This is a genomic window from Actinoplanes sp. NPDC051513, from assembly GCF_044454685.1.
Classification (GTDB): Bacteria; Actinomycetota; Actinomycetes; order Mycobacteriales; family Micromonosporaceae; genus Actinoplanes.
On the sequence record NZ_JBITDW010000008.1, the window covers coordinates 178750 to 202921 of the forward strand.

Below are 24172 nucleotides of genomic sequence, written 5' to 3' on the forward strand. Positions count from 1 at the left end.
GCACGGTGCTATAACAGACCGCATGAGTTCCCGGCCCGCCCGCGGTGGCCAGCATCCGACGATGGACCAGGTGGCCGAGGCCGCAGGCGTCTCCCGGGCCACCGTCTCCCGCGTCATCAACGGCGCCCCCAGTGTCGACGCCAAGATCCGCGAGATGGTCGAGCGGGCGATCGCCCAGACCGGGTACGTCCCGAACGTCGCCGCCCGCAGCCTGGTCACCCGCCGCTCCAACTCGGTGGCGCTGGTGATCAGCGAGCCGGACCGGCCCGACAACAACTCGTTCCTGAACCGGATCTTCACGGATCCGTACTTCGGCCGCATCACCGCCGGCGCGACGAGCGCGCTGCGCCCGCACGACATCCATCTGGTCGTCATCCCCACCGACTCCTCCGACCATCACCAGGTGGTCCGCTACCTGCGCCAGGGGCACGTCGACGGGGTGCTGCTGATCAGCAGCCACGAGCAGGACACCCTGCCACGACAGGTGCACGAGCTCGGCATCCCGGCCGTGGTGTCGGCGCGGCCCACCTCACCGATCGCGGTGAGCTACGTCGACGTCGACCAGCGCCTGGGCGCGCGGCTGGCGGCGGACCACCTGCTGAGCCGCGGGTGTCAGCGGCCGGCGACGATCAGCGGGCCGTTGGACATCCCGTCCGGGCTCGACCGGCTCGAGGGATTCCGCGACTACCTGAGGTCGCGCGGCTTCACGTCGGTGCCGATGATCGAGGGCGATTTCACCCGCTCGGGCGGCGAGGTGGCGGCACGGCGGTTGCTCGCCGAGCACCCCGACATCGACGGCCTGTTCGTGGGAAACGACCTGATGGCCGAGGGGGCGCTGCGGACCGTTCAGGACCTGGGACGCCGGGTGCCGTCCGATGTGGCGGTGGTCGGCTTCGACGACAGCAGCGCGGCCCTGGACTGCCGGCCGCTGCTCACCACCGTGCGGCAGCCGGTGGAGGAGATGGCGGCGGAGATGGCCGAGGTGCTGCTGGCGCACATCGCCAGCCCGGGACGGCTGCCGCGATCGGTGACCTTCCAGCCGACCCTGGTCATCCGGGATTCCGCGTAGCCGGGCCGACCGCCGGTTGAGGATCCCAGGCCAGGGTCACCTCGAAGTTGCCCTCGGTGGCGGCCTTCGCGACCAGCCAGTTGGCGGTGCCGGTGACCTTGATGCCGAACTTCACCTCCACCCGGTCGGGGGACATCTCCTTGACCTGGTCGAGCACGGCGCGCGCCGCGGCCACCGCGGGGGCCATGGCGGTACGGACCCGGCCGATCACTTCCTCGGCCGAGGTGGCGGGCACGAAGCCGTCGACCGGCTGGATTTCGAAGGAGACCGCTACATCGTCCACGGAGTACGTGACGACCTGTGACGTCATGACCATCAGCGTACAAGTCCGTGGCGCGCGGCCGCCCTCTAGGCTCGGCCGATGACCGTCCTGGAATGGCTGCTTGAAGGCGACCCGGCGATCCGCTGGCAGGTCTTGCGCGATCTCACGGGCGCGCCCGGCGAGGTGGTGGCCACGGAACGCGCGCGGGTCGCCGGCGAGGGGTGGGGCGCGCGCCTGCTGGCGCTGCAGGGCGAGGACGGGCGGTGGGCCGGCGGCGCGCTCTTCCCGGCGGGCACGACCAGCATCGAGAACGGCCAGCCCTGGACCGCCACCGAGCCCACCCTCACCACGCTGCGGATCTTCGGGGTCGATCCGGGCGACGAGCGCGTCCGCCGGGCGGTGGCCAAGGTCAAGGACAACTGCCGTTGGGAGTACGACGATCTGCCGTTCTTCGCGGGCGAGGTCGAGCCCTGCATCAACGGGCGCACGGTCGGTCTCGGCGTCTACTTCGGCGAGAACGTCGACGCGCTCGTGGCGCGGCTCGTCTCGGAGCAGCTCGACGACGGCGGGTGGAACTGTGAGGCCGAGAACGGCTCGGTGCGCTCCTCGTTCGACACCACGATCAACGTGATGGAGGGGCTGCTGGCCCACGAGCGGGCGACCGGCGGCACGCGGGAATCGATCGCAGCCCGCCGCCGCGCCGAGGAGTACCTGCTGTCGAGGGGCCTGCTCCGCCGGCGCAGCACGGGCGAGGTCGTCAACCCGGCGTACCTGCAGATCTCGTTCCCGCCGCGCTGGCACTACGACATGCTGCGGGCGCTGGAGTATTTCCGCGAGGTGGGCGAGGCGCCGGACCCGCGGGTGACCGAGGCGATCGACATCGTGCGCGCCAAGCAGCAGCCGGACGGCGCGTGGCCACTGGAGAACACCCACCGCGGCGACGTCTACTTCCCGCTCGACGAGGGCGACGGCAAGCCGAGCCGCTGGAACACCTTGCGGGCACAGCGGGTGCTCGACTGGTACGAGAGAACTAGTCCGGGAGGATCGGGACCGACGGGTTGAGGTCGCGGCCCAGGGTGGCGGCCCGGGTCAGCAACTTCGAGCCGAAGCGGTCGCGAACCGCGTCCATCGCCACGTCGAGGCGGTCGTCGGTGATCTCGTCGAAGAGCGAGGGCTGGACGTTGCCCTCGCTGTCGAGGTTGCTCACCGCCACGCCGACCAGGGTCAGGCCTCGCGTCTCGATCAGGGGGCGGGCCTCGAGCAGCAGGGCGCGGGCCGTGTCGAGGATGGCCCGGGTCTGCATGGTGGATTTCAGCAGGCTGCGGGAGCGGGTGGCGCGGCCGAAGTCGTCGAAGCGCAGGCGCAGGGTCACGGTGCGGCCGGCGCGGTGGGCGTTGCGCATGCGGCGGGTCACGCGGTCGACCAGGGCCGCCAGCGTCGCATCGATCTCGGTGAACGGGCGCGGGCGGCGGCCGAGGGCGCATTGGCTGCCGATCGAGCCGCGGCGGTGCCCGACCCGTACGCGCCGGGGGTCGCGGTTGTGCGCGAGGGCGTGCAGGTGGCGGCCGTGGTGGGCGCCGAGCAGGCTGACCAGGGTGGCCTCGCCGAGGCGGGCCACGTGGCCGACCGTGGTGATCTGGTGCTTGCGGAGCTTGCCCGAGGTGACCGGGCCGACGCCCCACAGGCGCTCGATCGGCAGCGGGTGCAGGAACTCGAGCTCCTTGCCGGGCAACACCTCGAGCAGGCCGTCCGGCTTTCCGACACCGCTGGCGACCTTGGCCAGGAATTTGGTTCCGGCGATGCCGACCGTGATCGGCAGGCCGACGCGGGAGCGGACGTCGGCGCGCAGCCGGGCCGCGATCTCGCGGGCGGGGCCGTGAATCTTGTACAGCCCGGTGACGTCGAGGAAGGCCTCGTCGATGGAGATGCCCTCCACGAGCGGGGTGGTGTCGCGGAAGATGTCGAACACGGCCCGGCTGGCTTCCGTGTACGCGTGCATGCGGGGCGGAACCACGACGGCGCGCGGGCAGAGCGCCCGGGCCTGGGTCAGCCCCATCGGTGTGCGGACGCCCGCCGCCTTCGCCTCGTAGCTCGCCGCGAGCACCACCCCCATGCCGACGAGCACCGGCCGCCCGCGCAGCGCGGAATCGTCGCGCTGCTCGACCGACGCGTAGAAAGCGTCGAGGTCGGCATGCAGGATCGTCACGCTCCGCATCTTAGGACACCTGTACGACACAGGCCAGCCTAGCTGCGGAGACGTTCGTCTAGACAGCACAAAAGATCGAAGAATTTATCTGGAGAGTATTGACCGCCGAACATCGACCGGCGTTATGTGGGGACGTTCATCCACTTCACTGGCCACTTAATGTGGAGGCAAAGTGATCAGATCCACCATGAGGTCGCGCCTGGCGCTGGTTGTCGCACTCGGCACCGCCGCCGCCTCGGTCCTCGGGGCCGGCCCGGCCACCGCCGCGGCCCGTCCCGGACGGCACGTCCTCTCCGGGAGCCAGCCGCGATGGCTGACCCGGGCGCGGGCCACCGGTGGCGCCCCCGCCGCCGCTGACAAGATCCAGTTCGGCATCCTGCTCAACCTGCGCGACGCCGCGGCCGCCGAGGCCACCCTCGCCTCGATCTCCGACCCGGCGAGCGCTTCCTACGGCAAATGGCTGACCACCAGCCAGTTCAAGCAGCGGTACGCGCCGGCTCAGTCCGATGTCGACGCCGTGCGCGCGTGGCTGACGGGTCAGGGCTTCGGGCTGCGCGACACGCTCGGCGGCATGTACGTCGAGGCGTCCGGCAGCACCGCCCAGATCAACAAGGTCTTCGGCACGACCCTGAAGAACTACGTCTACCAGGGCAAGACGGTGCACGCGAACAGCACCGCGCTCTCCTTGCCCGAGAACACCCCGTCCTCGGTGATCGGCGTCCTGTCCGGCGTGCTGGGCCTCGACCAGGGCCAGGCGCTCAAGACCCCGGGCGACACACTGCCGGGCCCGGACGCCGGCTTCCGCCCGGGCACGCCGTCGTCGGCCTACTACGGCGAGAAGACCGCAACCACGCTGCCGGCCGCGAACGGCAAGAAGCAGCCGTACGTGGTCCGCGGCTACGAGCCGAAGCAGTACCAGTCGGCGTACGGCGTCAGCGATCTGATCAAGCGCGGCGTCGACGGCCGGGGCGTCACCGTCGCCGTCACCGACGCGTTCGCCTCGCCGACCATCGCGAGCGACATCGCGACGTACTCGCGCAAGCACGGCCTCCCGGCCTTCGGGCGGCACCAGTTCACCCAGATCACCCCCGCGCCCGACGGCTACCAGCTGATCGACGAGTGCGGCGGTGCCGGCTGGTACGGCGAGGAGACGCTCGACGTCGAGGCCGTGCACTCGATGGCCCCGGGCGCGCGGATCGTCTACGTCGGCGCGTCGGACTGCGCGGCCGGCCTCGACGAGGCGTGGGCCGCGACGATCGACAACCACGTCGCCGACATCGTCACCAACTCGTGGGGCAGCGGCACCGACTCGGTGGCGGACCTCGGCCAGGAGGCGGTCGACTTCTACTCGCAGTTCTCGCTCGAGGCCGCGCTGACCGGCATCACCGTGGACTTCTCCAGCGGCGACGCCGGCGACGAGACCCAGGGCGGCACGCACCCCGAGCTCAAGACGGTCGACTTCCCGGCCGACCTGCCGTACGTGACCGGCGTCGGCGGCACCAGCGTCGGCATCGACAAGCACGGCAAGCGGGTGTGGGAGCACGGCTGGCAGAGCGCGTACTCGGCGCTCTCGGCCGACGGCAAGTCGTGGGGCGACCCGGTGTACTCCTCGGGCGGTGGCGGCGGCACGAGCATCCTGTTCGGGCAGCCGTTCTACCAGCGCGGCGTCGTGCCCGACGCCATCTCGAAGTACTTCGGATCGACCCGGATGCGCACGGTGCCGGACATCTCGATGCCGGGCGATCCCAATACCGGCTTCCGGGTGGGCCAGACCCAGGAGTTCCCCGACGGGACCTACTACGACGAGTACCGCATCGGCGGCACGAGCCTGGCCTCGCCGCTCCTGGCGGGCCTGCAGGCGGTGCAGAGCCAGAAGCAGCGCCACCTGGTCGGCTTCGCCAACCCGGCGTACTACCGGGCGTTGAACTCCAACAAGATCACCGACATCGTGGCGCCCAGGACGCCGGTACTGCAGGCTCGCGCCAACTTCGTGAACGGGGTGGACGCGGCCGACGGCCGGAAGTTCCAGCTGCAGACGATCGACGTGCAGACCACGACGATCCACAGCACGCGGGGCTATGACGCGGAGACCGGCGTGGGTGTGCCGGGGCCGGCGTTCTTCAAGTAGTACTTCGTTCTTGAAAGGTGTGGGGCGGGCCACGATGGCCCGCCCCACACGCATGTCCGGGGAATTCCACGGCGAGAATCTCGGTTGAAACCGGAGGTTGAGCCCACCCCGCTCAACTTTGATAGCTGGAGGAACCACCCATGTTGCTCACTGGCGCCACCGCCCGCGACCTCGATCGGCTCACGGCGCGCGTGTTCGACTCGTCGTCCCGCAACACCGGCGCGCGGCTCGACGCGTACCGGATCGACGACACCTTCCACATCGACATCGACCTGCCCGGCGTCGACCCGGCCGGCATCGACATCACCGTGGACCGCAAGGTCCTGACCGTCCGCGCCGAGCGCAAGCGCGTCGAGGGCGAGAACGTGAAGTACGTCGTGGCCGAGCGGCCGGTCGGCACGGTCAGCCGCCAGGTGTTCCTCTCGGAGACCCTGGACACCGACCGGCTCGAGGCCAAGCACGAGAACGGGGTGCTCACGCTGAGCATTCCGGTCAAGGAGAAGGCCGCGCCGCGCAAGATCGAGATCGCTGCCTGACGTACCTGACATACCCGAAAGCCGCGTGAGAGCGCGGCTTTCCTCGTCAGTGGACGAACAGCAGCCAGTTGATGTTGAGGAAGTCGCCGCCGTCGTCGCGGGCGAAAGTCAGGTAGACCGTGTGCGTGCCGGTGACCGGAGTGAGCGTGACCTCGTCCGTTCGCCAGCTCTGCCATCCGCCCGTGCGGGTCACCCGCAGCGTGCCGACCGGTGTCGCGTCCGGCGCGTCCAGGCGTACGTCCATCCGCCCGTCCTCGGCCTCGGACGCCACCCGCACGTCCAGTTTGGTGGCCGGCACCGGGCCGAAGTCGACGTTGTCGAAGCGCATGGAGTCGCCGTTGGCGATCCAGCCGACGTTCTTGCCGCCGCCCTCGTCCTCGGTGTCCTGCGGGTCGATGCCGTTGAGGGTGGCGTTCTCGGCCTCGAGCTTGCTGTAGACCGTGGGCTCCGGCGGCGCGCTCGTCGGCGTCTCGGATGCCGGCTGCGCCGCGGGGGACGACGCCGACGAGACCGGCGCCGGAGCCGCCGCGGGCGCCGCCGGGGTGTCCTGCCAGCGCCCGATCAGGTAGCCCACGAGGACCAGGCCCACCGCCGCCAGCGCGATGAGGACGCGCTGGCGAGTGCGGTAGGCCCGGGTGCGATAGACGGACGGATTCGGCGGAGCGACCACTAGACCACTTCGGCGACGATCGACTCGACCGGCGGCTCGGCGAAGTGACAGGCCACCGTCTGGTCGGGGGCCTTCTCTTCGAGTGCCGGGTCTTGGGTGGTGCAGATGTCCTGCGCCTTCCAGCAACGGGTACGGAAGCGGCAGCCCGACGGCGGGTCGATCGGGCTGGGCACGTCGCCCACCAGGCGGATCCGCTGCTTCGGCGGCACGCCGCGGACCACGGCGATGTCCGGCACCGCGGAGAGCAACGCTTGCGTGTACGGGTGCTGCGGCTTCTCGTACAGCGCGTCCCGCGGCGCCTCCTCGACCACCCGGCCGAGGTACATGACCGCGACCCGGTCGCAGAAGTGCCGCACCACGCCGAGGTCGTGGGCGATGAAGACGAACGCGATGCCCAGCTCTTTGCGGAGGTTCTCCAGCAGGTTCATGACCTGGGCCTGGATGGACACGTCGAGCGCCGAGACCGGCTCGTCCGCCACGATGATCTTGGGCCGGGCGGCGAGCGCGCGGGCGATGCCGATGCGCTGCCGCTGACCGCCCGAGAACTCGTGCGGGTAGCGGTTGTAGTGCTCCGGGTTGAGGCCCACGACCTCGAGCAGTTCCTGCACCCGGCTCAGCTCGCCGGCCTTGGGAACCATGCCGTGGGTGCGCAGCGCGGTGCCGACGATCGTGCCGACCGTGTGCCGCGGGTTCAGCGACGAGTAGGGGTCCTGGAAGATCAGCTGGATCTCCCGCCGGTACGGCCGGAGCTGCCGCTCGGACATGTGCGCGATGTCCACGCCCTGGTACTTGATCGCGCCGGCGGTCGGCTCGAGCAGCCGGGTGATCAGCCGGGCGGTGGTGGACTTGCCACAGCCGGACTCGCCGACCAGGCCCAGCGTCTCGCCGGAATGCACGGTCAGGCTGACCCCGTCGACGGCCTGCACCCACTTGGTGCCGCGGGCCAGAAGGCCGTCGCCCTTCGTCCGGAAGTGCATCTTCACGTCGTCGAGCTCGAGAAGAGGGGAGCCCTCCACCACGGGGACGCCCGACTTGGTGCTGGCAGGAGCGGTCATCAGTGGTTCCTCTTACGGCAGCCGGGGCAGGACTTCGGTCTCGAACACCTTGTCGGGTTCCTTCAGGTGGCACCGGGAGGTGCGGCCCTGGTCCGCGGTCCGCGGGATCAGCTCGGGCTTGAGGGTCCGGCACAGGTCGCCGCCCACCCGCTCGCGGAACTCGCACCGCGGGTGGAACGCGCAGCCGGTGGGCATGGCGAGCAGGCTCGGCGGAGAACCGGGGATCGGGTGCAGCGGGCCGGGCGTGCCGGAGACCGCCGGGATGCTCTCGAGCAGGCCCCAGCTGTACGGGTGCAGCGGTGTGCCGAGGATCTTGTCGACCGGGCCGTGCTCGACCGCGTTGCCGGCGTACATGACCAGGATGTCGTCGGCGATCTCGGCCACCACGCCGAGGTCGTGGGTGATGAAGACGACCGCCGAGCCGAAGTCGCGCTGGAGGTCGGCGATGAGGTCGAGGATCTGCGCCTGCACGGTCACGTCGAGCGCCGTGGTGGGCTCGTCGGCGATCAGGAGCTTGGGGTCGTTGACCAGCGCCATCGCGATCATCGCGCGCTGCCGCATGCCGCCCGAGAACTCGTGCGGGTACTGGTTGACGCGGCGCGTCGGGTTGGGGATGCCGACCCGGCCGAGCATGTCGACGGCGCGTGCCTTCGCGGCCCTCCTCGAGACGCTGTTGTGCGCCCGGTACGACTCGGTGATCTGGTCGCCGATCGTGAAGAACGGGTGCAGCGACGACTGCGGGTCCTGGAAGATCATCGCGGCGTCGGCGCCACGGAAACTCATCAGCTCCTTCTCCGACATGCCGACGACCTCCTTGCCGCCGACCTTGATCGACCCGGAGATCCAGGTCGACTTGCGGTCGTGCAGGCCCATGATCGCCATGCTGGAGACGCTCTTGCCGGAGCCGGACTCGCCCACGATCGCCAGCGTGCGCCCGAGCGGCAGCGAGTAGCTCAGGCCCTGGACCGCCTGCACCTTGCCGTCCGCGGTGGGGAACTGCACGTGCAGGTCGGCGACCTCGAGATACGCCTCCTCGCCCTCGCGGCGGGTGCGGGGCGTGCGGGTGACCGTCTGCGGGGCACGGACAGTCTGATCGGTCATGTTGCCGCCTTGCGAGACTGAGGTGGTGGCCGGGTCGGTGTCGCTCATCCGAGCCGCACCCGGGGGTCGAGGACGGTGTAGAGGATGTCGACGGCCAGGTTCATGACTACCAGGACCGTGGCGCCGACCACGACGCCGCCCATCAGCACCGGCAGGTCGTACTGGTTGAACGCGTTGAGCAGGCGCAGGCCGAGGCCCGGCAGCTGGAAGATGCGCTCGGTGAAGATCGTGTTGACCAGCTGGAACGCGACGTCGACGCCGAAGATCGTGATGACCGGGGTCATGGCGGCCCGCAGCCCGTGCCGGTAGACCACGCGTCGTTCCGAGATGCCCTTGGACCGGGCGGTGCGCGTGTAGTCCTGCCCGAGAGCCTCGATCATGGACGCACGCGAGTACCTCGTGTACGAGGCGGAGTTGGTCAGGCCGAGACAGAGCCAAGCCGCGAGCAGACCGCTGGCCCAGGCGACCGGATTCGTGAAGAACGGCGTGTACTGCGTCTTGGGCAGGAACGTGGCATAGAGCGCGATGACCAGGGCGACGATGAAGTACGGGACCGAGCCGAGGACCAGCGAGCCGCCGACGGCCACGCGGTCGAGGGTCGTTCCCCTGAGTCTGGCCGCGGTCGTGCCGATCAGGACGCCGAAGACCAGATAGATCGTGGCGCCGCCGATGACGATCGAGAGGGTGACCGGGACGGCCTGGGCGAGCAGGTCGGTGACGGGCACGCCGAGAACGTAGGAGTAGCCGAGACAGGGGGCGTCGCAGTGCCGCGTGACGCCACCGGTGGTGTAGTCGCGGCCGACGACGATGCCCTTGAAGTAGGCGGTGATCTGGCTGGCCACCGGGTCATCCAGGCCCAGGCTGTCGGTGATGTTCTGCAGCCGTTCCGGGGTGCACCGCGGGCCGCAGATGACACCGGCCGGGTCGGTCGGCGCGACGAAGAACAGCAAGAAGCTGGCCACCACTGTGACTATCACGACCGAGATCGCGCTGATCACGCGTCGCAGGATGTACAGCAGCACGACGAGCACCTCTGGAGATGTTGGAAGCGGGTTGCTTGGGCGAACGAGGGTAGGCGTTACCGGTGGCCCGGCCGCCGAAGCGGCCGAGCCACCGGACGAACTGACCTAGGTCAGCTCTTCAGGAACATGTCCGGGAAGAACGGCATGCCCACGGTCGCGTCGCCAACGGCGCCACCGACGTTGCTACCGGCGATGACGGCCATCTTGGTGTAGTACCACGGCAGCGCGACGTACTGGCCCATGAGCTCCTGGTCCAGCGCGGCCCACTTGCCCGTGGCCTCGTCGGTCGGCAGGGCCGCGACGTCCTCGATCTTCTTGTCGATGGCGGCGTCCTGCAGGAAGCCCCAGCTGATGCCGTCGGCGATCGAGTGGGTCTCGAACAGCACCGGCAGCCACGAGGTTCCGGTCGGCCAGTCGGAGCACCAGCCGCGCGGACCCTGCGCCAGGTTCACCGGGGCGCTGTAATCCGAGATCTTGGCGCGCAGGTCGGCCGTGGCCACACCGATCGCCTTGACCTTGAAGCCGGCCTTGGTGAGGGCGTCGGCCCGGATGTTCGAGATCTGCTGCGGCAGCGGCTTGGTGTTGTCGTAGTACCAGCTGACCTCGAAGCCGACCTTGCCGGCCGTGGTCAGCAGCGCCTTGGCGCCCGCGGGGTCACCGGCGCCCGTGCCGGTGAGGTCGGGGAACGGGGTGTACTTGGTGTGGCCCGGAACACCCGGCGGGAGGAACGTGCTGGCAGCCTCGGCGGTGTAGTCGTTGTTGCCGTTGGCCTTGGACAGCGCGTCCCACGGCATCGCCTTGGCGATCGCCTTACGGACGTTGATGTCCGTGATCTTGCGGGTGTCGATGTTCAGGACATAGAGGCAGGGGCTCTCACCCTTGATCAGCTGGTTGGCCTTGTCGCCGGTCAGCTGCGGGATCAGCGAGGCGTCGATCTCCTCGTACTGCAGCGCGCTGGCGTCGTCGCCGCTGCTGTTGAGGACCTTCTGCTGGGTCGAGACGATCTCGCCGCCCCACTTGAAGCTCCACGCGTCCGCGTACGCGTGGCGCACGGGGTCGGTGTTGGGGTCCCAGTTCGGGTTCTTCTTCAGGGTCAGCGAGGTGCCGGCGACGTACTGGTCGAACATGTACGGACCGGTCGACAGCGGGTGGTTCTTGTAGTCCTGCTTCGTGTCCTTCGCCTTCGGGATCGGCGTGAACATCGGGAAGGTCATGTAGAACGGCAGGTCGGAGAACGCCTTGGCCAGGTGGATGATCAGGGTGTCGGTGCCCTGGGTCTCCACACCGGCGAAGGTGTCGCCGTCGGTGTACGGGCCCTTGTACTTGTCGCCGTCCTTGAAGTAGCCGAGCTGGTAGGCCGGGCCGTTCGGGAAGACGTCGTGCGCGAAGGAGCGCTTGATCGCGTACGCGAGGTCGTCGACCTTGACGTCGGTGCCGTCCTCGTACTTGAAGGCGCCCGTCATCTTGAAGGTCCAGGTCAGCTTGTCCGCCGAGACCGTACCGAGGTCGGTGAGGTCGGGGACGAGGACCGGCTGGCCGTTCCGGATCGCGTACTGCGTCGGGGTACGGAAGGTCAGCTTCTCGATCTCGTTCGAGTCGGTGTAGTACGTGTCGGTGGGGTCGAAGGTCGACGGCGTCGACTGGGCGTAGATCGTGATCGTGCCGCCCTTGTGCACGCCGGCCGCCTCGGGCGCCGGGCCCTTGGCGTTGGGGTCGGTCGCGCTCTGCTGCGCCGAGATCTTGCCGGTATCGGCCTTACCCGTATCACTCTTGGACGACGGGCTGCCACAGCCCGACAGCCCGAGGGCCACGGCGGCTGTCGCCGCTACGGCCACCTTGAAGCGCCTTGCCATTTCTCCTCTTTCTTTACAGGGCGTCGACGGGGTCACCGTCGGGTGCGGGGATCAAAAGCGTCTCGGATCGAGTCACCGAGGAGGCTCAGCGCCAGCACCAGGATGCTGATCGCCAGGACGGGCAGCCACAGGTAGAGCGGGTCGGCCCGGTAGTAGGTCGTCGCGTAGGCGATCGTGAGCCCCCACGACGGGGTCGGCTCCACCAGACCCACGCCGAGGAAGGTCAGACCCGCCTCGGCGACGATGTAGGTCGGCAGTGCCAGCGAAGTGGAGATGATGATCGGCGCCACCAGGTTTGGCAGCAGTTCCTTGAACAAGACCTTGCGGGTGGGCACCCCGAGCACCTTGGCGGCGGCGATGAACTCGCGCTCGCGCAGCGAGAAGACCTCGCCGCGGATCAAGCGGGCCAGGCTCGCCCAGCCGAAGAACGAGAGCACCAGGATCAGTGAGGCGAAGCGCGCCTTGGTCACGTCGCTCGTGCCCGCCTGGGTGGCATCGCCCACGAAGATCGTGAGCAGCACGGCCGGGACGGCGATCGCGAAGAGCAGGTAGGGCAGGCTCAGGACGAAGTCGATGATCCACGAGATGATCCGGTCGGCCCAGCCGCCGAGGAAGCCGGCGAGCAGACCCATGATCACGCCGACCACACCGGTGATCACGGTGACCGAGACGGCCACGATCAGTGACGGCCGGGCGCCGTAGACGAAGCGGGCGAACAGGTCGCGCCCGAGGCGGGGCTCGATGCCGAACCAGTGGTCCTTGTTCGCCGCGATCGTCGGCAGGCCGTACTGGTCGAGCAGGTCCTGGTGGAGGGTCGTGGTGTCCTGACCCTCGAGCTTGGCGAGCAGCGGTGCGAACACCGCGATCGCGAGGAAGAAGATGAAGATGCCCAGGCAGATCATCGCGAGCCGGTCCTTGCGCAGGCGCGCGAGGGCGATCTGAGTCGGCGACTTACGCCGGGTCTCGACCTTTCTGGCTTGGCCTGTGGGCGCGGTCATCGCGTCGATGGGGGCGCCCGCACGGTCGACGGCCGCCTCTTCGATCAGCGGTTCCACGCTCAATCACCTCCATGAACGACACACCCTCACATGCGTCGTGCGTGAGAGGTATTCGGATGCTGCGGTTGGGAAGGTAGTCCGGAACTGGCTCGTAGGAAATGAGTTGACGCATCGAATGAATAACAGCCCGCTGAAAGCCGCTCGTCACCCGGATCACATCGCCCGTCCCTCTAGCAGGGCACGAATACGTACTTGAGCAGACAAACCGTGCATCTTGACGATCAAGACCAGGTGGTATGTCCGAAATCACAACTCAAAGGGCAATCGTACTGTTGCGCAAAGTCATCGAAGTCCCGATCCGACGATTGCGGCTCGCTGTTTCGCCCTGGTTTCACCGTGATGTCGATCATGGGAGGGTGCGACCGTCGGATCCTGCGGCAGTAAGCGCTCCCACACGGAAGATCTACGGCCGATCGCCGGGGAGGGGGCCGGATCGACGGCGCGAGGGCCCGCCGAGGCACGGTTCCGTGTTGATCTCCGTTACTCCGCGAAGTCGGCGCCCGCGCCATTCCGATTACGATTGCGACGCCATTCCCGGCCATTAGCGGAGTTCGACGGCCGTCATCCCAACGTCACGCTCTGCTCTCCCGACGGGGATTCGCCGGCGGGCGCCAGGGCGGTGATGATCTCCTCGGCCCGCTCCCCCGCGGCGAGGGGGTCGGCGTCCGGCCCGCCGATCAGCGGATCCCAGTTCAGGTCGTAGAACAGCTCGGTCACCCCCGCCTCGGCGTACAGCTGGGCGCCGCCGCGGATCTGCTCCCAGTCCCCCGACAGCGGCATCGCGTCGTCGCGGCGGCCGGCCTGCACGTTCCCGCGCACCACGATGCGCACCAGGTCGGGGTCGCGCCCGGCCTCCTCGGCGGCCCGCCGCACGATCTGCACGCCGCGCGTGACGTCGTCCAGGCTGGTCCGGCTGCTGGTCACCCACCCCGCGGAGATCCGGCCCGCGCGCCGCAGCGCCGCGTCCGCGAGCCCGCCGAGCAGCACCGGTGGACCGCCGGGCTGGACCGGCCGGGGGGCCATCGTGCTCGGCGGCAGCTGGTAGAGCTCACCCTCGAAGGCGGCCACCTCGTCGTTCCAGAGGGCGTGCAGGACCGCCAGGTACTCCTCGACGCGCCGGCCGCGCGGATCGGGGCGCGAGCCGGTCGCCCGGAACTCGGGCTCCGACCAGCCCGTGCCCAGCCCCAGGTCGTGGCGTCCCCCGGAGAGCACGTCGAGGGTCGCGGCCTGCTTCGCGAGATAGGCGGGCGACACGTACGGCAGATTGATCACCGACACGCCGAGCCGGATGCGCTCCGTGCACGCGGCCGCGTACCCGAGCGCCACGATCGGGTCGAGCACGCTCCGATAGACCGGCGCCAGGTGCTGCTCGCGCCCGACGAGCAGCCGCTGGAACGACCACAGTCCGTGATAGCCGAGCTCCTCGGCGCGCCTCGCAAACCGCCCGAGCGACGCGGGATGGGCCCATGCTCCCGAAACCGGCAAACCACAGCTGATCAGCATGTGCCCCACGTTATCCGCCCACCTGAGCGTGCGGAGTCGCCGCGTGCCCCGCGGCTCACGAAGAGGCGCGGGCGAGTTCGCTGGTGAGGAGGGCGCCCAGCTCGGCCAGGCGGGCGTCGGGCGCCGCGGCGTGGACGGCGGCGATGAACGACAGGTAGGCGGCGCGCAGGGCGGGACGGGCGCCGTCGCGGGCCAGGATGCTGTGGGCGGCGTCGGCGACGCCGCGGAAGTCGGCCGGGGTCTCGGCGGGGACGCCCGGCAGCAGATCGGGTGGGCCCAGGGGCGACGGCGACGGGACGGCGGGGCTCGGGTCGGCCATCTCGGCGCGCAGGCGGAGGTTGGCGCCCAGCAGGCCGGGGCGGGACCCCTCGAAGGTGACGGCGGGCTCGAACTCGCGGGCGATCAGGCCGGCGCCCAGGGCGTTGAGGTGGCCCGGCTCGAGGTCGGTGCGGATGTCGCCGGGGCCCAGACTGAAGTAGCCGGCCAGGCGTTCGCGGACGGCCGGGATGCGGGTCGAGCAGCCGGCGAGCACGACCTGGTCGACGCCGTCGCGGCCGATGCCGTGTTCGGCCTCGGCGAAGGCCAGGGCGGCCGTGAGGTGGCCGAGCGACTTGGTCACGTCGGGCTCGATCATCGCCTCGAAGACCCGCCGGGACAGGGGAACGTTCGCGCTCACGGTGGCGGTCAGCAACGGGAGCTCGAGGACCGTGGCGTCGGCGGTGGAGAGCTCGCATTTGCGCAGCTCGGCCTCGCGGCGGATGCGGGTGCGGACGTCGTCGTCGCGGCTCAGGTCGACGTGGTGCCGCTCGCGGATCTGCCGCAACGCGTACCCGGTGATGTGCTCGTCGAAATCGTCGCCGCCCAGCCGGGGGTCGCCGGCGCCGCCGAGCACCGCCACGCCCTCGGCGTTGATCCGCACGATCGCGGTCTCGAAGGTGCCCCCGCCCAGGTCGTAGATGGCGTAGGTGCGCTCCCGGTCGTCGGTGCCGAGAGCGACGGCGGCCGCGACCGGGTCGTCGAGCAGGCGGCGCACGTTGAGCTGGGCCAGGCCGGCCGCCTCGCGGATCGCGCGGCGCTGGGGCTCGCCGGCCGAGCCGGAGACGGTGATGACGGCATCGTGGACCGGGCCGTCCAGGAACGCCTCGGCCTGCCGCTTCAGCTCGATCAGCAGGAACGCGCAGATCTCGGGCGGGCGGTACTGGCGGCCCCGCAGGCGGACGCGCTCGTCGCTGCCGAGCTCGCGCTTGATGCCGGCGATCACGGGCTGGGCGTCGCCGTCGGGCCGGTGGCCGACGACGATCTGTCCGGCGGCGTTCTGCGCCACGACGGAGGGCAGCGGGTCGGGGATGACGACCGGCTCGCTCCCGTTCCAGACGGACATGGTGCAGGAGGTCGTGCCGAGATCTATTCCGATGACCGGGTGGTAGGAGGTCTGCTCGGTCAAGGCCGCCCCCTATGACCAGCTGTCTGTCGGTCAAGTTACACAGGCCGAAGTACTGACCACGATCGATCAGTCGGGCATCCGACGAAGGCTGGACAGCCAGGTCGCCCCCGGGGGCGGGACATGAAAGAGTTCATGCTCATGGGGGTTGAGCTGATCGATCTGACGCCGGCCGAGCTCGAGGCCCGGCGCCCGGCGATGGCCGCGAGCTACGCCCGCGACGTCGTCCAGAATTTCGGGGTCGACCCCGACCGGGCGCTGGAGCAGTCCGCCCATCAGATCGGCGCCGGCCTGCCGGACGGCCTCGCCACCGAGGGCCAACTGCTGCGCAAGGCGGTCGACGGCGGCGACGAGGTCGGCTTCCTGTGGATGTCGATGCCGGGCACCGTCTACCCCGACATGGCCTGGCTCTCCGAGATCGAGGTCGCCGACGGGCTGCGCGGTCGCGGCTACGGCAGCCAGATGATCAACGCGGCCGAGGCCGACCTGGTCGCCCGCGGCGTGCGGCGGGTGGGCCTGCACGTGTTCGGGAACAACATCGGCGCCCGCCGCCTCTACCAGCGCCTCGGCTACCGGATCATGAGCCAGGTGCGCGCCCGGCCGGTCGTGCCCCCCGACCTCACCGGCCCCGGTGACGGCGACGACGATCTCGCGCTGGTGCCGATGACCCAGCAGACGTACGAGGAATGCGTCACCGACCTCGCCACCAACGACCCGTTCGCCCTCGTGCGCGACCCGTCCGCCACCACCGAGCGCGCGCTGCAGACCGCGAGCCGCATAGCGCCGGCCGGCGTGGCCACCGAGGGCGCCCTGCTGCGCACCGCGCACGCCGGCGGCCGGGAGGTCGGCTGGATCTGGTGCTCGCTGCCCACACCCGACCGCCCCACGATCGGCCTGGTTCTGCACCTCGAGATCGACCGGCGCCAGCGCCGCCGCGGCCTGGGCCGCCGCGTGATCGCCGCGACCGAGGCCGAGCTGGCCCGGCACGGCGTGCCGCGGATCGGCCTGAGCATCCCCGGCCGCACCGAGGCGCTCGCCTTCGCCGACTCCCTCGACATGAGCCTGGCCTCCGAGCAGATGATCAAGGATCTCCCGGGTCCAGAGCATCGCTGAGGGCCCGTGCGGCCCACCCGATCCGCTGCTCGCTCAGGCCGGCCGACCGGGCCTGGTGCACCGCCTCCCGCAGCAGCCGCAGCGCCTCGGCCCGGTTGCCGGCCGCCAGCTCGGCCTCCCCCAGCGCCAGCGTGCCGGTGGCGACCCGCCGCGGATCGCCGTACCTCTCCCGCAGCACCTGCGACATGCGCAGGTGCCGCAGGCCCTGAACCGGGTCGCCGGCCGCGTAGACGTAGTAGAACCCGATGTGCCGGTGCACCTCGGAGCGCACCATCTCGTCGGCGTACCGCTCGGCGAGCGTGAGCGCCTCGCGGTAGAACGGCAGCGCGGTCTGCCAGTCGCCGCGCAGCACCTGATGCACGAGCCCGAGCCCGAACAGCGCCTCGGCCGCCCCGGCCGGGTCGTCGGCGTCGCGCTGGATGGCGAGCGCCTCCTGGAACAGGCGCTCCTCGGCGGCCCAGTCGGCGCGGGAGAGATCGCCGCCGAGCGCCTGGAAATGCAGCAGCATGCCGAGCCTGGTCAGCGCGGTGGCCTCGTCCATCCGGTCGCGGGTCTCGCGCGCCCGCCGCCGGGCGGCCTCCAGCAGGTGGCGGGCGGGCAGGTAGTCACCGGTGCGGAACGCGGCCTCGACGAGGGCCTCGCTCCCCGCGGCGAGCAGTGCCCCGGCGGTCGGCTCGCTCCCCATAGGCATCGATGGTATTGAAACTCGCCGCGGCTCGGTGGCTTCGTCCCAGCAGGAGGAAGGCCCTCCGCGCGGGCGGCGCGCGCGCAGGCGGGATAACCTGCACCATCGTGCGGAAGATCTACGTGATCGGGATCGGCGCGGGCGACCCGGACCACCTCACCCTGCAGGCCGCGAAGGCGATCGGGCGGACCGACGTCTTCTTCGTGCTCGACAAGGGCGAGGCGAAGGAAAGCATGATCGAGCTGCGGCGGCGGCTCATGAAGGCGTACGGCCGGCCCAGCAGGCGTATCGCCGAGGGGCGCGACCCCGACCGTGACCGCCGGCCCGCCGACTACGAGGGCACGATCGCCGACTGGCGCAGCCGCCGCTCGCAGGTCACCGAGGCCCTGATCAGCGAGCACCTGCTCGACGGCGAGACCGGCTCGTTCCTGGTCTGGGGCGATCCGTCGCTCTACGACTCGACGATCGCGATCCTCGAGGAGATCCTCTCGCGGGGACAGACCCTGTTCGAGTACGAGGTCGTCCCGGGCATCAGCAGCGTCTCGGCCCTGGCCGCGAAGCACCGGATCGGGCTGAACCGGGTCGGTCAGCCGTTCCAGGTGACGACCGGGCGGCGGCTCACCGAGGGCTGGCCGGACGGGGTGGACGACGTGGTCGTCATGCTGGACGCACAACAGGCGTTCGCCGCCCACCCCGACGCGGACATCTACTGGGGCGCCTACATCGGCACCGAGGACGAGATCCTCGCCTCCGGGCGCGTGGCCGACGTGGGTGAGGAGATCGCCAAGACCCGGGCCGCGGCGCGCGGGCGCCACGGCTGGATCATGGATACGTACCTGCTCAGACGCGGCGACTCACGTGATAGTGAGTGATGCGGCCGCCGATCAGCACCACCGTGAGGTTGACCTCGACCGGGTCCCGGCCGTCCGTGAAATGGAAGTCGGCCTCGACCCAGCCCAGCACGACCTTGCCGAGCTGCTTCTCCCGCATGACGCGGTAGTCGACGGTCATCCCCGGCGGCTGGGAGTCGTAGTAGGCGGCGACCCCGGCCCGGCCCACGGTGTAGGGCTTGAGGCCCTGGAAGACGGCGTCCTCGGTGAAGACCGCGGCGACGTCGTCCGGCCGGTGCGCGTCGATGCCCGCCTTCCAGGCGTCGAGCGCGCCGCTGAGCTCAGTGGCCGGCACTCTGGCCTCCGTCGACGTGCAGGATCTCGCCGGTGACGAACGGCGCGTTCTCCAGGTAGAGGATCGCGTCGGTGATGTCGGAGACATCGCCCATGTGGCCGACCGGGTGCAGCGCCGCGAGGAACTCGTGCGTCTCGGCGGGGTGCATCGGGGTGCGGATGATGCCGGGCGACACCACGTTGAAGCGCACGTTCCGGCCGGCGTACTCGATCGCCAGGGACTTGGTGGCGGCGTTGAGGCCGCCCTTGGTCAGCGAGGCCAGCGCCGACGGCAGGTTGCTGTTGGCGTGCTCGACCAGGGTGGTGCTGATCGTGACGACGTGCCCGCCGCCCCGCTCGAGCATGGCCGCGACGGCCGGCTGGGTGATCGCGACGAAGCCGCGCAGGTTGACCCCGGTGATCTGGTCGAAGTCTTCGGCGGTGTACTCGGTGAACGGCTTGGCGATGAACACGCCCGCGTTGTTGACCAGCGTGTCGATCCGGCCGAACTCGGCCAGGCCGGCGCTGATCACCCGGGCGGCGACGGCCGGGTCGGCGATGTCGCCCGGCACCACGAGCACGCCCGGGTCGTCGGACGGCTTGATGGTGCGGGACGTGGCGACCACGTTCCAGCCCAGCTTGCGGTAGGCGGTGACAGTGGCGGCGCCGATGCCCTGAGAAGCACCGGTGACGACGGCAACCTTGGACATTTCCTGCTCCTTCGATCTCGGGTCTGAGTTGACTATCGGTCGCCGCGAAGTGATTGACACGTCTAGTCTTCTCTCGGCTGAGAGGCTGCGCCTACCAGCGCCGTACGCTGGGCGGATGGAGCTACGTCAGCTGCGCTACTTCGTCGCGGTCGCCGAGGAGCTGAGCTTCGCCCGGGCGGCCGAGCGGCTGCGCATCGCCGGGCCCTCGCTGTCGCAGCAGATCAAGGCCCTGGAACGCGATCTGGGCACCCGGCTCTTCGACCGGGACCGGCGCACGGTGGTGCTGACCGCGGCCGGGACGGCGCTGCTGCCGCGGACGGTGGCGCTGCTCGAACAGGCCGGCCAGCTCAGGCGTACGGCGCAGGGGCTGGCCGCCAGCGAGCCGGTGCGGCTCGGCTACGTGAACTGGCGGCCGGCCGACCTCGAGGAGCGCGCGGCCGGCGTCGCCCACCTGGTGGTCGACGCATGGGTGATGCCGTCGCACGCGCAGGCCGCCCGGGTCGCCGAGCGCGCCCTCGACCTGGCGATCTGCTGGGTGCCGGCGGACACGCTGCACGAGGAGAAGTTGGAGGCGCGCCTGCTCGGCGTCGACCGGCTCTACGCGATCAGCACGGGAACCGACGACGCCGCGGTGCGGGCGAAGGACGCGGTCGTGCTGATCGACGCCGACGAGGCCAGTTGGTCGTCGTGGAACCGCTGGGCCGCGGCAATGGCCGCCGAGACGGGCGCCCGCGCCGTGCATGTCCCCGAGGGCGGCGTCACCGGTCCCGCGTTCTTCGAGCACGTGCGCCGGCTGCGCCGCCCGGTGGTCAACAACCCCAAGAGCCAGCACGCCCCGATCCCGCCCGACCTCGTGGTACGGCCGATCGAGAGCCCGAAGCCCTACTGGACGTGGTCGCTGGTCAGTCGCCTCGACGAGCAACGGCCGGCGGTGCGGGCCCTCGCCGACGCGCTCACCCGCTCGATCGGCCGGCTCTGCCTCGACGAGCCCGGCGTCTGGGTGCCGGCGGACGACCCCTACTCGTTGTCCTCCAAGTCGCCCTCGGTCGACAGGTAGAGCTCCTGCAGGGCGCTGAGCGTCCCGGGCTCGGGTGACTCCCAGAGCTTGCGCTCGGCCGCTTCCAGCAGGCGCTCGGCGATCCCGTGCAGCGCCCATGGGTTGGACTCCTGGAAGAACTTCTGGTTCTCCGGGTCCAGCGCGTACGTGGTGGCGAGCTGCTCGTACATCCAGTCGGTCACCACGCCCGCCGTCGCGTCGTACCCGAAGAGATAGTCCACGGTGGCGGCGAGCTCGAACGCTCCCTTGTAGCCGTGCCGGCGCATCGCGGCGATCCAGCGGGGATTCACGACCCGGGCGCGGAAGATCCGGGCGGTCTCCTCGGTCAGGCTGCGGGTGCGTGCGGCGTCCGGGTTGGTGGAGTCTCCGACGTACGCGGCGGGCGCCTTCCCGGTGAGGGCACGGACCGTCGCGATCATCCCGCCGTGGTACTGGAAGTAGTCGTCCGAGTCGGCGATGTCGTGCTCGCGGGTGTCGATGTTCTTGGCGGCCACGTCGATCCGGCGGTACGCGTTCTCCATGTCCGGGCGGGCGGGCACACCGTCGAGTCCGCGGCCGTACGCGTAGCCGCCCCAGACCGCGTACACCTCGGCCAGGTCGGCGTCGTCGCGCCAGTTGCGGCTGTCGATGAGCGGGAGGATGCCGGCGCCGTACGCGCCCGGGCGGGAGCCGAAGATGCGCATGGTCGCCCGGCGCCAGTCGCCATGGTCGTCGCGGTCGCGCAAAGCGTGCGCGCGGACGTGGTTGTCGGGCTCGTCGATCTCGGCGACCATCCGGAACGCGTCGTCGAGCATCGCCACGACGTGCGGGAACGCGTCGCGGAAGAAGCCGGAGATGCGGACCGTGACGTCGACGCGGGGGCGGCCCAGTTCGTCGCGCGGGATCGGCTCGAGGCCGGTGACCCGGCGGGAGGCGGGATCCCAGACCGGGCGCACGCCGATCAGGGCGAGGATCTCGGCGATGTCGTCGCCGGCCGTGCGCATGGCGCTGGTCCCCCACGCCGACAGGCCGACCGATCGGGGCCAGTCGCCGTAGTCGGCGCGGTAGCGGGCGAGCAGCGAGTCGGCCATGGCCTGGCCGGTCTCCCACGCGAGGGCGGAGGGGATCGCCTTGGGGTCGACCGAGTAGAAGTTGCGGCCGGTGGGCAGAACGTTGATGAGGCCGCGCAGGGGCGAGCCGCTCGGCCCGGCCGGGACGTAGCCGCCGTCGAGGGCATGCAGCACGTTGCCGATCTCGTCGGTGGTGCGGGCCAGGCGCGGCACGATCTCGCGCGCCGCGAACTCGAGCACCGCCCGGACCGATTCCGATATCTCCGAAATCTCGGTCGGGACGTCGCGGGGCCAACCGGCCTCCTCCATCGCCGCCACCAGGCCACGGGCCTCCTGCTCCACCCGGTCGGTCTCGGCGGTCGAGGCGTCTTCCGCCAGGCCCAGCGCCTCACGCAGGCCCGGCAGCGCCGCCACCTGGCCGCCCCACATCTGCCGTGCCCGCAGCATCGCCAGGACCAGGTTGACGCGGGCCTCGCCGGTCGGCGCCGCGCCCAGCACGTGCAGCCCGTCGCGGATCTGCGCGTCCTTGACCTCGCACAGCCACCCGTCGACGTGCAGGATGAACTCGTCGAACTCCTCGTCGGCCGGCCGCAGCGCCAGCCCGAGGTCGTGGTCCATCCGGGCGGCCTCGATCAGCGTCCAGATCTGCGCCCGGATGGCCGGCAGCTTGGCCGGGTCGAGCGTCGCGATCGAAGCGTGCTCGTCGAGCAGTTGCTCCAGCCGCGCGATGTCGCCGTACGACTCGGCCCGCGCCATCGGCGGGATCAGGTGATCGACCAGCGTGGCGTGCGCCCGCCGCTTCGCCTGCGTGCCCTCCCCCGGGTCGTTGACCAGGAACGGGTAGATCAGCGGCAGGTCGCCCAGCGCCGCGTCGACGCCGTCCGAGGCCGACATGCCCACGTTCTTGCCCGGCAGCCACTCAAGGTTGCCGTGCTTGCCGACGTGCACGACCGCGTCGGCCCGGAACGAGCCGGCCACCCACCGGTACGCCGCCAGATAGTGGTGCGAGGGCGGCAGGTCGGGGTCGTGGTAGATCGCCACCGGGTTGGCGCCGAACCCGCGCGGCGGCTGCACCATGACCACGATGTTCTCGTCGCGCAGGGCGGCCAGCACGATGTCGCCGTTGTCGACGTAGAGCTCGCCCGGCGGCGGCCCCCAGTGCCGCTCGACGCGCTCGCGCAGATCTTCCGGGAGCGTCGCGAACCACGCCGTGTACTCGCCGCCCGGGATTCGTACCGGGTTGCCGCTGAGCTGTTCCTCGGTGAGCCAGTCGGGGTCCTGCCCGCCCGCCGCGATCAGCGCGTGGATGAGCCCGTCGCCGTCGTAGTTCCCGAAATCGCCGATCTGGTAGCCGTGGTCTCGCAGGGCCGCGAGCAGCGCCACCGTCGACGCCGGCGTGTCGAGGCCGACCGCGTTGCCGATGCGGGAGTGCTTAGTGGGGTAGGCCGAGAGCATCAGCACGATGCGCCGGTCGGCGGGCGGGACGTGCCGCAGCCGGGCGTGCGCGACCGCGATGCCGGCCACCCGGGCCGCCCGCTCGTCGTCGGCCACGTAGACCGACAGCCCGTCCTCGTCGAGCTCCTTGAACGAGAACGGCACCGTGATGATCCGCCCGTCGAACTCGGGGATCGCCACCTGCGTCGCCGCGTCCAGCGGGGTGAGCCCGTCGTCGCTCGCCTCCCACGCCGCGCGCCCGCTGGTCAGGCACAGCGCCTGCAGGATCGGCACGTCCAGCCCGGCGAGGACCCCGACGTCCCACGCCTCGTCGTCGCCGCCCGCTCCGACGGTGGCGGGCTTCGTGCCGCCCGCGGCGAGCACGGTCACGACCAGGGCGTCCGCCTTGCGCATCTCGGCGAGAAGCTCTTCCGACGCCGTACGCAAGGAGGCCGTGAAAATCGGCAGCGGCCGCGCGCCTTTCGCCTCGATCTGCCGGCACAGCGCCTCGACGAAGGCCGTGTTCCCGGCCATGTGGTGAGCGCGGTAGTAGAGAACCCCGACCACCGGCCCGTCGACCTCGGCCGTCTCGCGCGGCAGCACGCCCCAGTCCGGCGACGGGGCCGGCGCCGCGAAGCCGTTGCCGGTCAGCAGCACGGTGTCCGAGAGGAAGTCGTGCAGCGCGGCTAGGTTGTCCGCACCGCCGTACGCGAGGTATTTGTGCGCCTCGGCCGCGACCCCGGCCGGCACCGTGGAGAGCCTCATCAGCTCGGCGTCGGGGGCCTGCTCGCCGCCCAGCACCACCACCGGGACCGGCCCGGCGAGCAGCGCGTCGAGCCCTTCCTCCCAGGCCCGGCGCCCGCCGAGGATGCGCACCACGACCAGCTCGGCGCCGTCGAGCAGCGGGCGCAGGTCGTCGACGCTCGTGCGGGCCGGGTTGGCCAGGCGCCACGCCGAGCCGCCGGCCCGGGCGCTGAGCAGATCGGTGTCGGAGGTCGACAGCAGCAGGAACACGCGCACTCCCCACCAGGGTCCGCGCCCCGGATAGACGGAATCG

The 24172-nt window shown here is 70.6% G+C and carries 21 protein-coding genes; 7 read left to right on the top strand and 14 right to left on the bottom strand.

From position 1 onward, the window contains the following. Positions 1 to 22 precede the first annotated feature (22 nt). Entirely contained in the window at positions 23 to 1069 is a 1047-nt protein-coding gene (locus tag ACIA5D_RS26190) for a LacI family DNA-binding transcriptional regulator (protein ID WP_396032824.1), read from the top strand. On the opposite strand, the gene ACIA5D_RS26195 is transcribed toward ACIA5D_RS26190, so the two are convergent. Then, on the bottom strand, positions 1050 to 1379 hold the full coding sequence (locus tag ACIA5D_RS26195; RefSeq protein ID WP_396032825.1) for a CU044_2847 family protein: 330 nt from the start codon (positions 1377 to 1379) through the stop codon (positions 1050 to 1052). The two genes, ACIA5D_RS26190 and ACIA5D_RS26195, sit on opposite strands and share 20 nt — an antisense overlap. Positions 1380 to 1430: 51 nt before the next feature. Here ACIA5D_RS26195 and ACIA5D_RS26200 point away from each other — a divergent pair, with 51 nt between their 5' ends. Further along, a complete protein-coding gene (locus tag ACIA5D_RS26200) occupies positions 1431 to 2393 on the top strand; it encodes a hypothetical protein (RefSeq protein ID WP_396032826.1) in 963 nt (320 codons plus the stop codon). On the opposite strand, the gene dinB is transcribed toward ACIA5D_RS26200, so the two are convergent. Beyond that, positions 2362 to 3546, bottom strand: coding sequence for a DNA polymerase IV (gene dinB, locus ACIA5D_RS26205; protein WP_396032827.1), 1185 nt, complete (start codon positions 3544 to 3546; stop codon positions 2362 to 2364). The two genes, ACIA5D_RS26200 and dinB, sit on opposite strands and share 32 nt — an antisense overlap. Before the next feature lie 178 nt (positions 3547 to 3724). Between dinB and ACIA5D_RS26210 the strand changes: the two genes are divergently transcribed. Beyond that, entirely contained in the window at positions 3725 to 5665 is a 1941-nt protein-coding gene (locus ACIA5D_RS26210; RefSeq protein ID WP_396032828.1) for a protease pro-enzyme activation domain-containing protein, read from the top strand. A gap of 140 nt (positions 5666 to 5805) precedes the next feature. After that, entirely contained in the window at positions 5806 to 6201 is a 396-nt protein-coding gene (locus ACIA5D_RS26215; RefSeq protein WP_396032829.1) for an Hsp20/alpha crystallin family protein, read from the top strand. 46 nt (positions 6202 to 6247) lie between these two features. On the opposite strand, the gene ACIA5D_RS26220 is transcribed toward ACIA5D_RS26215, so the two are convergent. The 8 genes from ACIA5D_RS26220 to ACIA5D_RS26255 form a co-directional block, all read right to left on the bottom strand. After that, positions 6248 to 6871, bottom strand: coding sequence for a carbohydrate-binding protein (locus ACIA5D_RS26220; RefSeq protein WP_396032831.1), 624 nt, complete (start codon positions 6869 to 6871; stop codon positions 6248 to 6250). Further along, positions 6871 to 7926, bottom strand: coding sequence for an ABC transporter ATP-binding protein (locus ACIA5D_RS26225; RefSeq protein ID WP_396032832.1), 1056 nt, complete (start codon positions 7924 to 7926; stop codon positions 6871 to 6873). Before ACIA5D_RS26225 ends, ACIA5D_RS26220 begins: the two co-directional genes overlap by 1 nt. 12 nt (positions 7927 to 7938) lie before the next feature. After that, positions 7939 to 9027 carry an ABC transporter ATP-binding protein gene (locus ACIA5D_RS26230; RefSeq protein WP_396032833.1) on the bottom strand — a complete coding sequence of 363 codons (1089 nt, stop codon included), beginning with the start codon at positions 9025 to 9027 and terminating at the stop codon, positions 7939 to 7941. Between the two features lie 44 nt (positions 9028 to 9071). Further along, a complete protein-coding gene (locus tag ACIA5D_RS26235) occupies positions 9072 to 10049 on the bottom strand; it encodes an ABC transporter permease (protein WP_396032834.1) in 978 nt (325 codons plus the stop codon). Positions 10050 to 10159: 110 nt separating this feature from the next. Further along, entirely contained in the window at positions 10160 to 11902 is a 1743-nt protein-coding gene (locus ACIA5D_RS26240) for an ABC transporter substrate-binding protein (RefSeq protein WP_396032835.1), read from the bottom strand. A 32-nt stretch (positions 11903 to 11934) separates the two neighbouring features. Beyond that, the gene (locus ACIA5D_RS26245) at positions 11935 to 12957 is read right to left on the bottom strand and encodes an ABC transporter permease (protein WP_396032836.1); all 1023 of its coding nucleotides are present in this window, start codon (positions 12955 to 12957) and stop codon (positions 11935 to 11937) included. 564 nt (positions 12958 to 13521) lie between these two features. Further along, a complete protein-coding gene (locus ACIA5D_RS26250; protein ID WP_396032837.1) occupies positions 13522 to 14463 on the bottom strand; it encodes a TIGR03619 family F420-dependent LLM class oxidoreductase in 942 nt (313 codons plus the stop codon). A 55-nt stretch (positions 14464 to 14518) separates the two neighbouring features. Beyond that, positions 14519 to 15907: an Hsp70 family protein gene (locus ACIA5D_RS26255; protein ID WP_396032838.1), complete on the bottom strand. Its 1389-nt coding sequence runs from the start codon at positions 15905 to 15907 to the stop codon at positions 14519 to 14521. Between the two features lie 120 nt (positions 15908 to 16027). Here ACIA5D_RS26255 and ACIA5D_RS26260 point away from each other — a divergent pair, with 120 nt between their 5' ends. Then, positions 16028 to 17017: a GNAT family N-acetyltransferase gene (locus ACIA5D_RS26260; protein WP_396032839.1), complete on the top strand. Its 990-nt coding sequence runs from the start codon at positions 16028 to 16030 to the stop codon at positions 17015 to 17017. On the opposite strand, the gene ACIA5D_RS26265 is transcribed toward ACIA5D_RS26260, so the two are convergent. Further along, positions 16986 to 17702, bottom strand: coding sequence for a tetratricopeptide repeat protein (locus tag ACIA5D_RS26265; RefSeq protein ID WP_396032840.1), 717 nt, complete (start codon positions 17700 to 17702; stop codon positions 16986 to 16988). The two genes, ACIA5D_RS26260 and ACIA5D_RS26265, sit on opposite strands and share 32 nt — an antisense overlap. Before the next feature lie 107 nt (positions 17703 to 17809). Here ACIA5D_RS26265 and cobF point away from each other — a divergent pair, with 107 nt between their 5' ends. Beyond that, positions 17810 to 18574: a precorrin-6A synthase (deacetylating) gene (gene cobF / locus ACIA5D_RS26270; protein WP_396032841.1), complete on the top strand. Its 765-nt coding sequence runs from the start codon at positions 17810 to 17812 to the stop codon at positions 18572 to 18574. Here the strand turns inward: cobF and ACIA5D_RS26275 are convergent. Continuing rightward, positions 18543 to 18887, bottom strand: coding sequence for a nuclear transport factor 2 family protein (locus ACIA5D_RS26275; RefSeq protein WP_396032842.1), 345 nt, complete (start codon positions 18885 to 18887; stop codon positions 18543 to 18545). The two genes, cobF and ACIA5D_RS26275, sit on opposite strands and share 32 nt — an antisense overlap. Then, the gene (locus ACIA5D_RS26280) at positions 18874 to 19575 is read right to left on the bottom strand and encodes an SDR family NAD(P)-dependent oxidoreductase (RefSeq protein WP_396032844.1); all 702 of its coding nucleotides are present in this window, start codon (positions 19573 to 19575) and stop codon (positions 18874 to 18876) included. The genes ACIA5D_RS26275 and ACIA5D_RS26280 overlap by 14 nt, the downstream gene beginning before the upstream one ends. Positions 19576 to 19690: 115 nt before the next feature. On the opposite strand from ACIA5D_RS26280, the gene ACIA5D_RS26285 reads away from it, so the two are divergent. After that, positions 19691 to 20632 (top strand): LysR family transcriptional regulator, encoded by a 942-nt coding sequence (locus tag ACIA5D_RS26285; RefSeq protein WP_396032845.1) that lies wholly within the window; start codon positions 19691 to 19693, stop codon positions 20630 to 20632. On the opposite strand, the gene cobN is transcribed toward ACIA5D_RS26285, so the two are convergent. Next, a complete protein-coding gene (cobN, locus tag ACIA5D_RS26290) occupies positions 20593 to 24129 on the bottom strand; it encodes a cobaltochelatase subunit CobN (RefSeq protein ID WP_396032847.1) in 3537 nt (1178 codons plus the stop codon). The genes ACIA5D_RS26285 and cobN overlap by 40 nt on opposite strands. Positions 24130 to 24172: the final 43 nt, after the last annotated feature.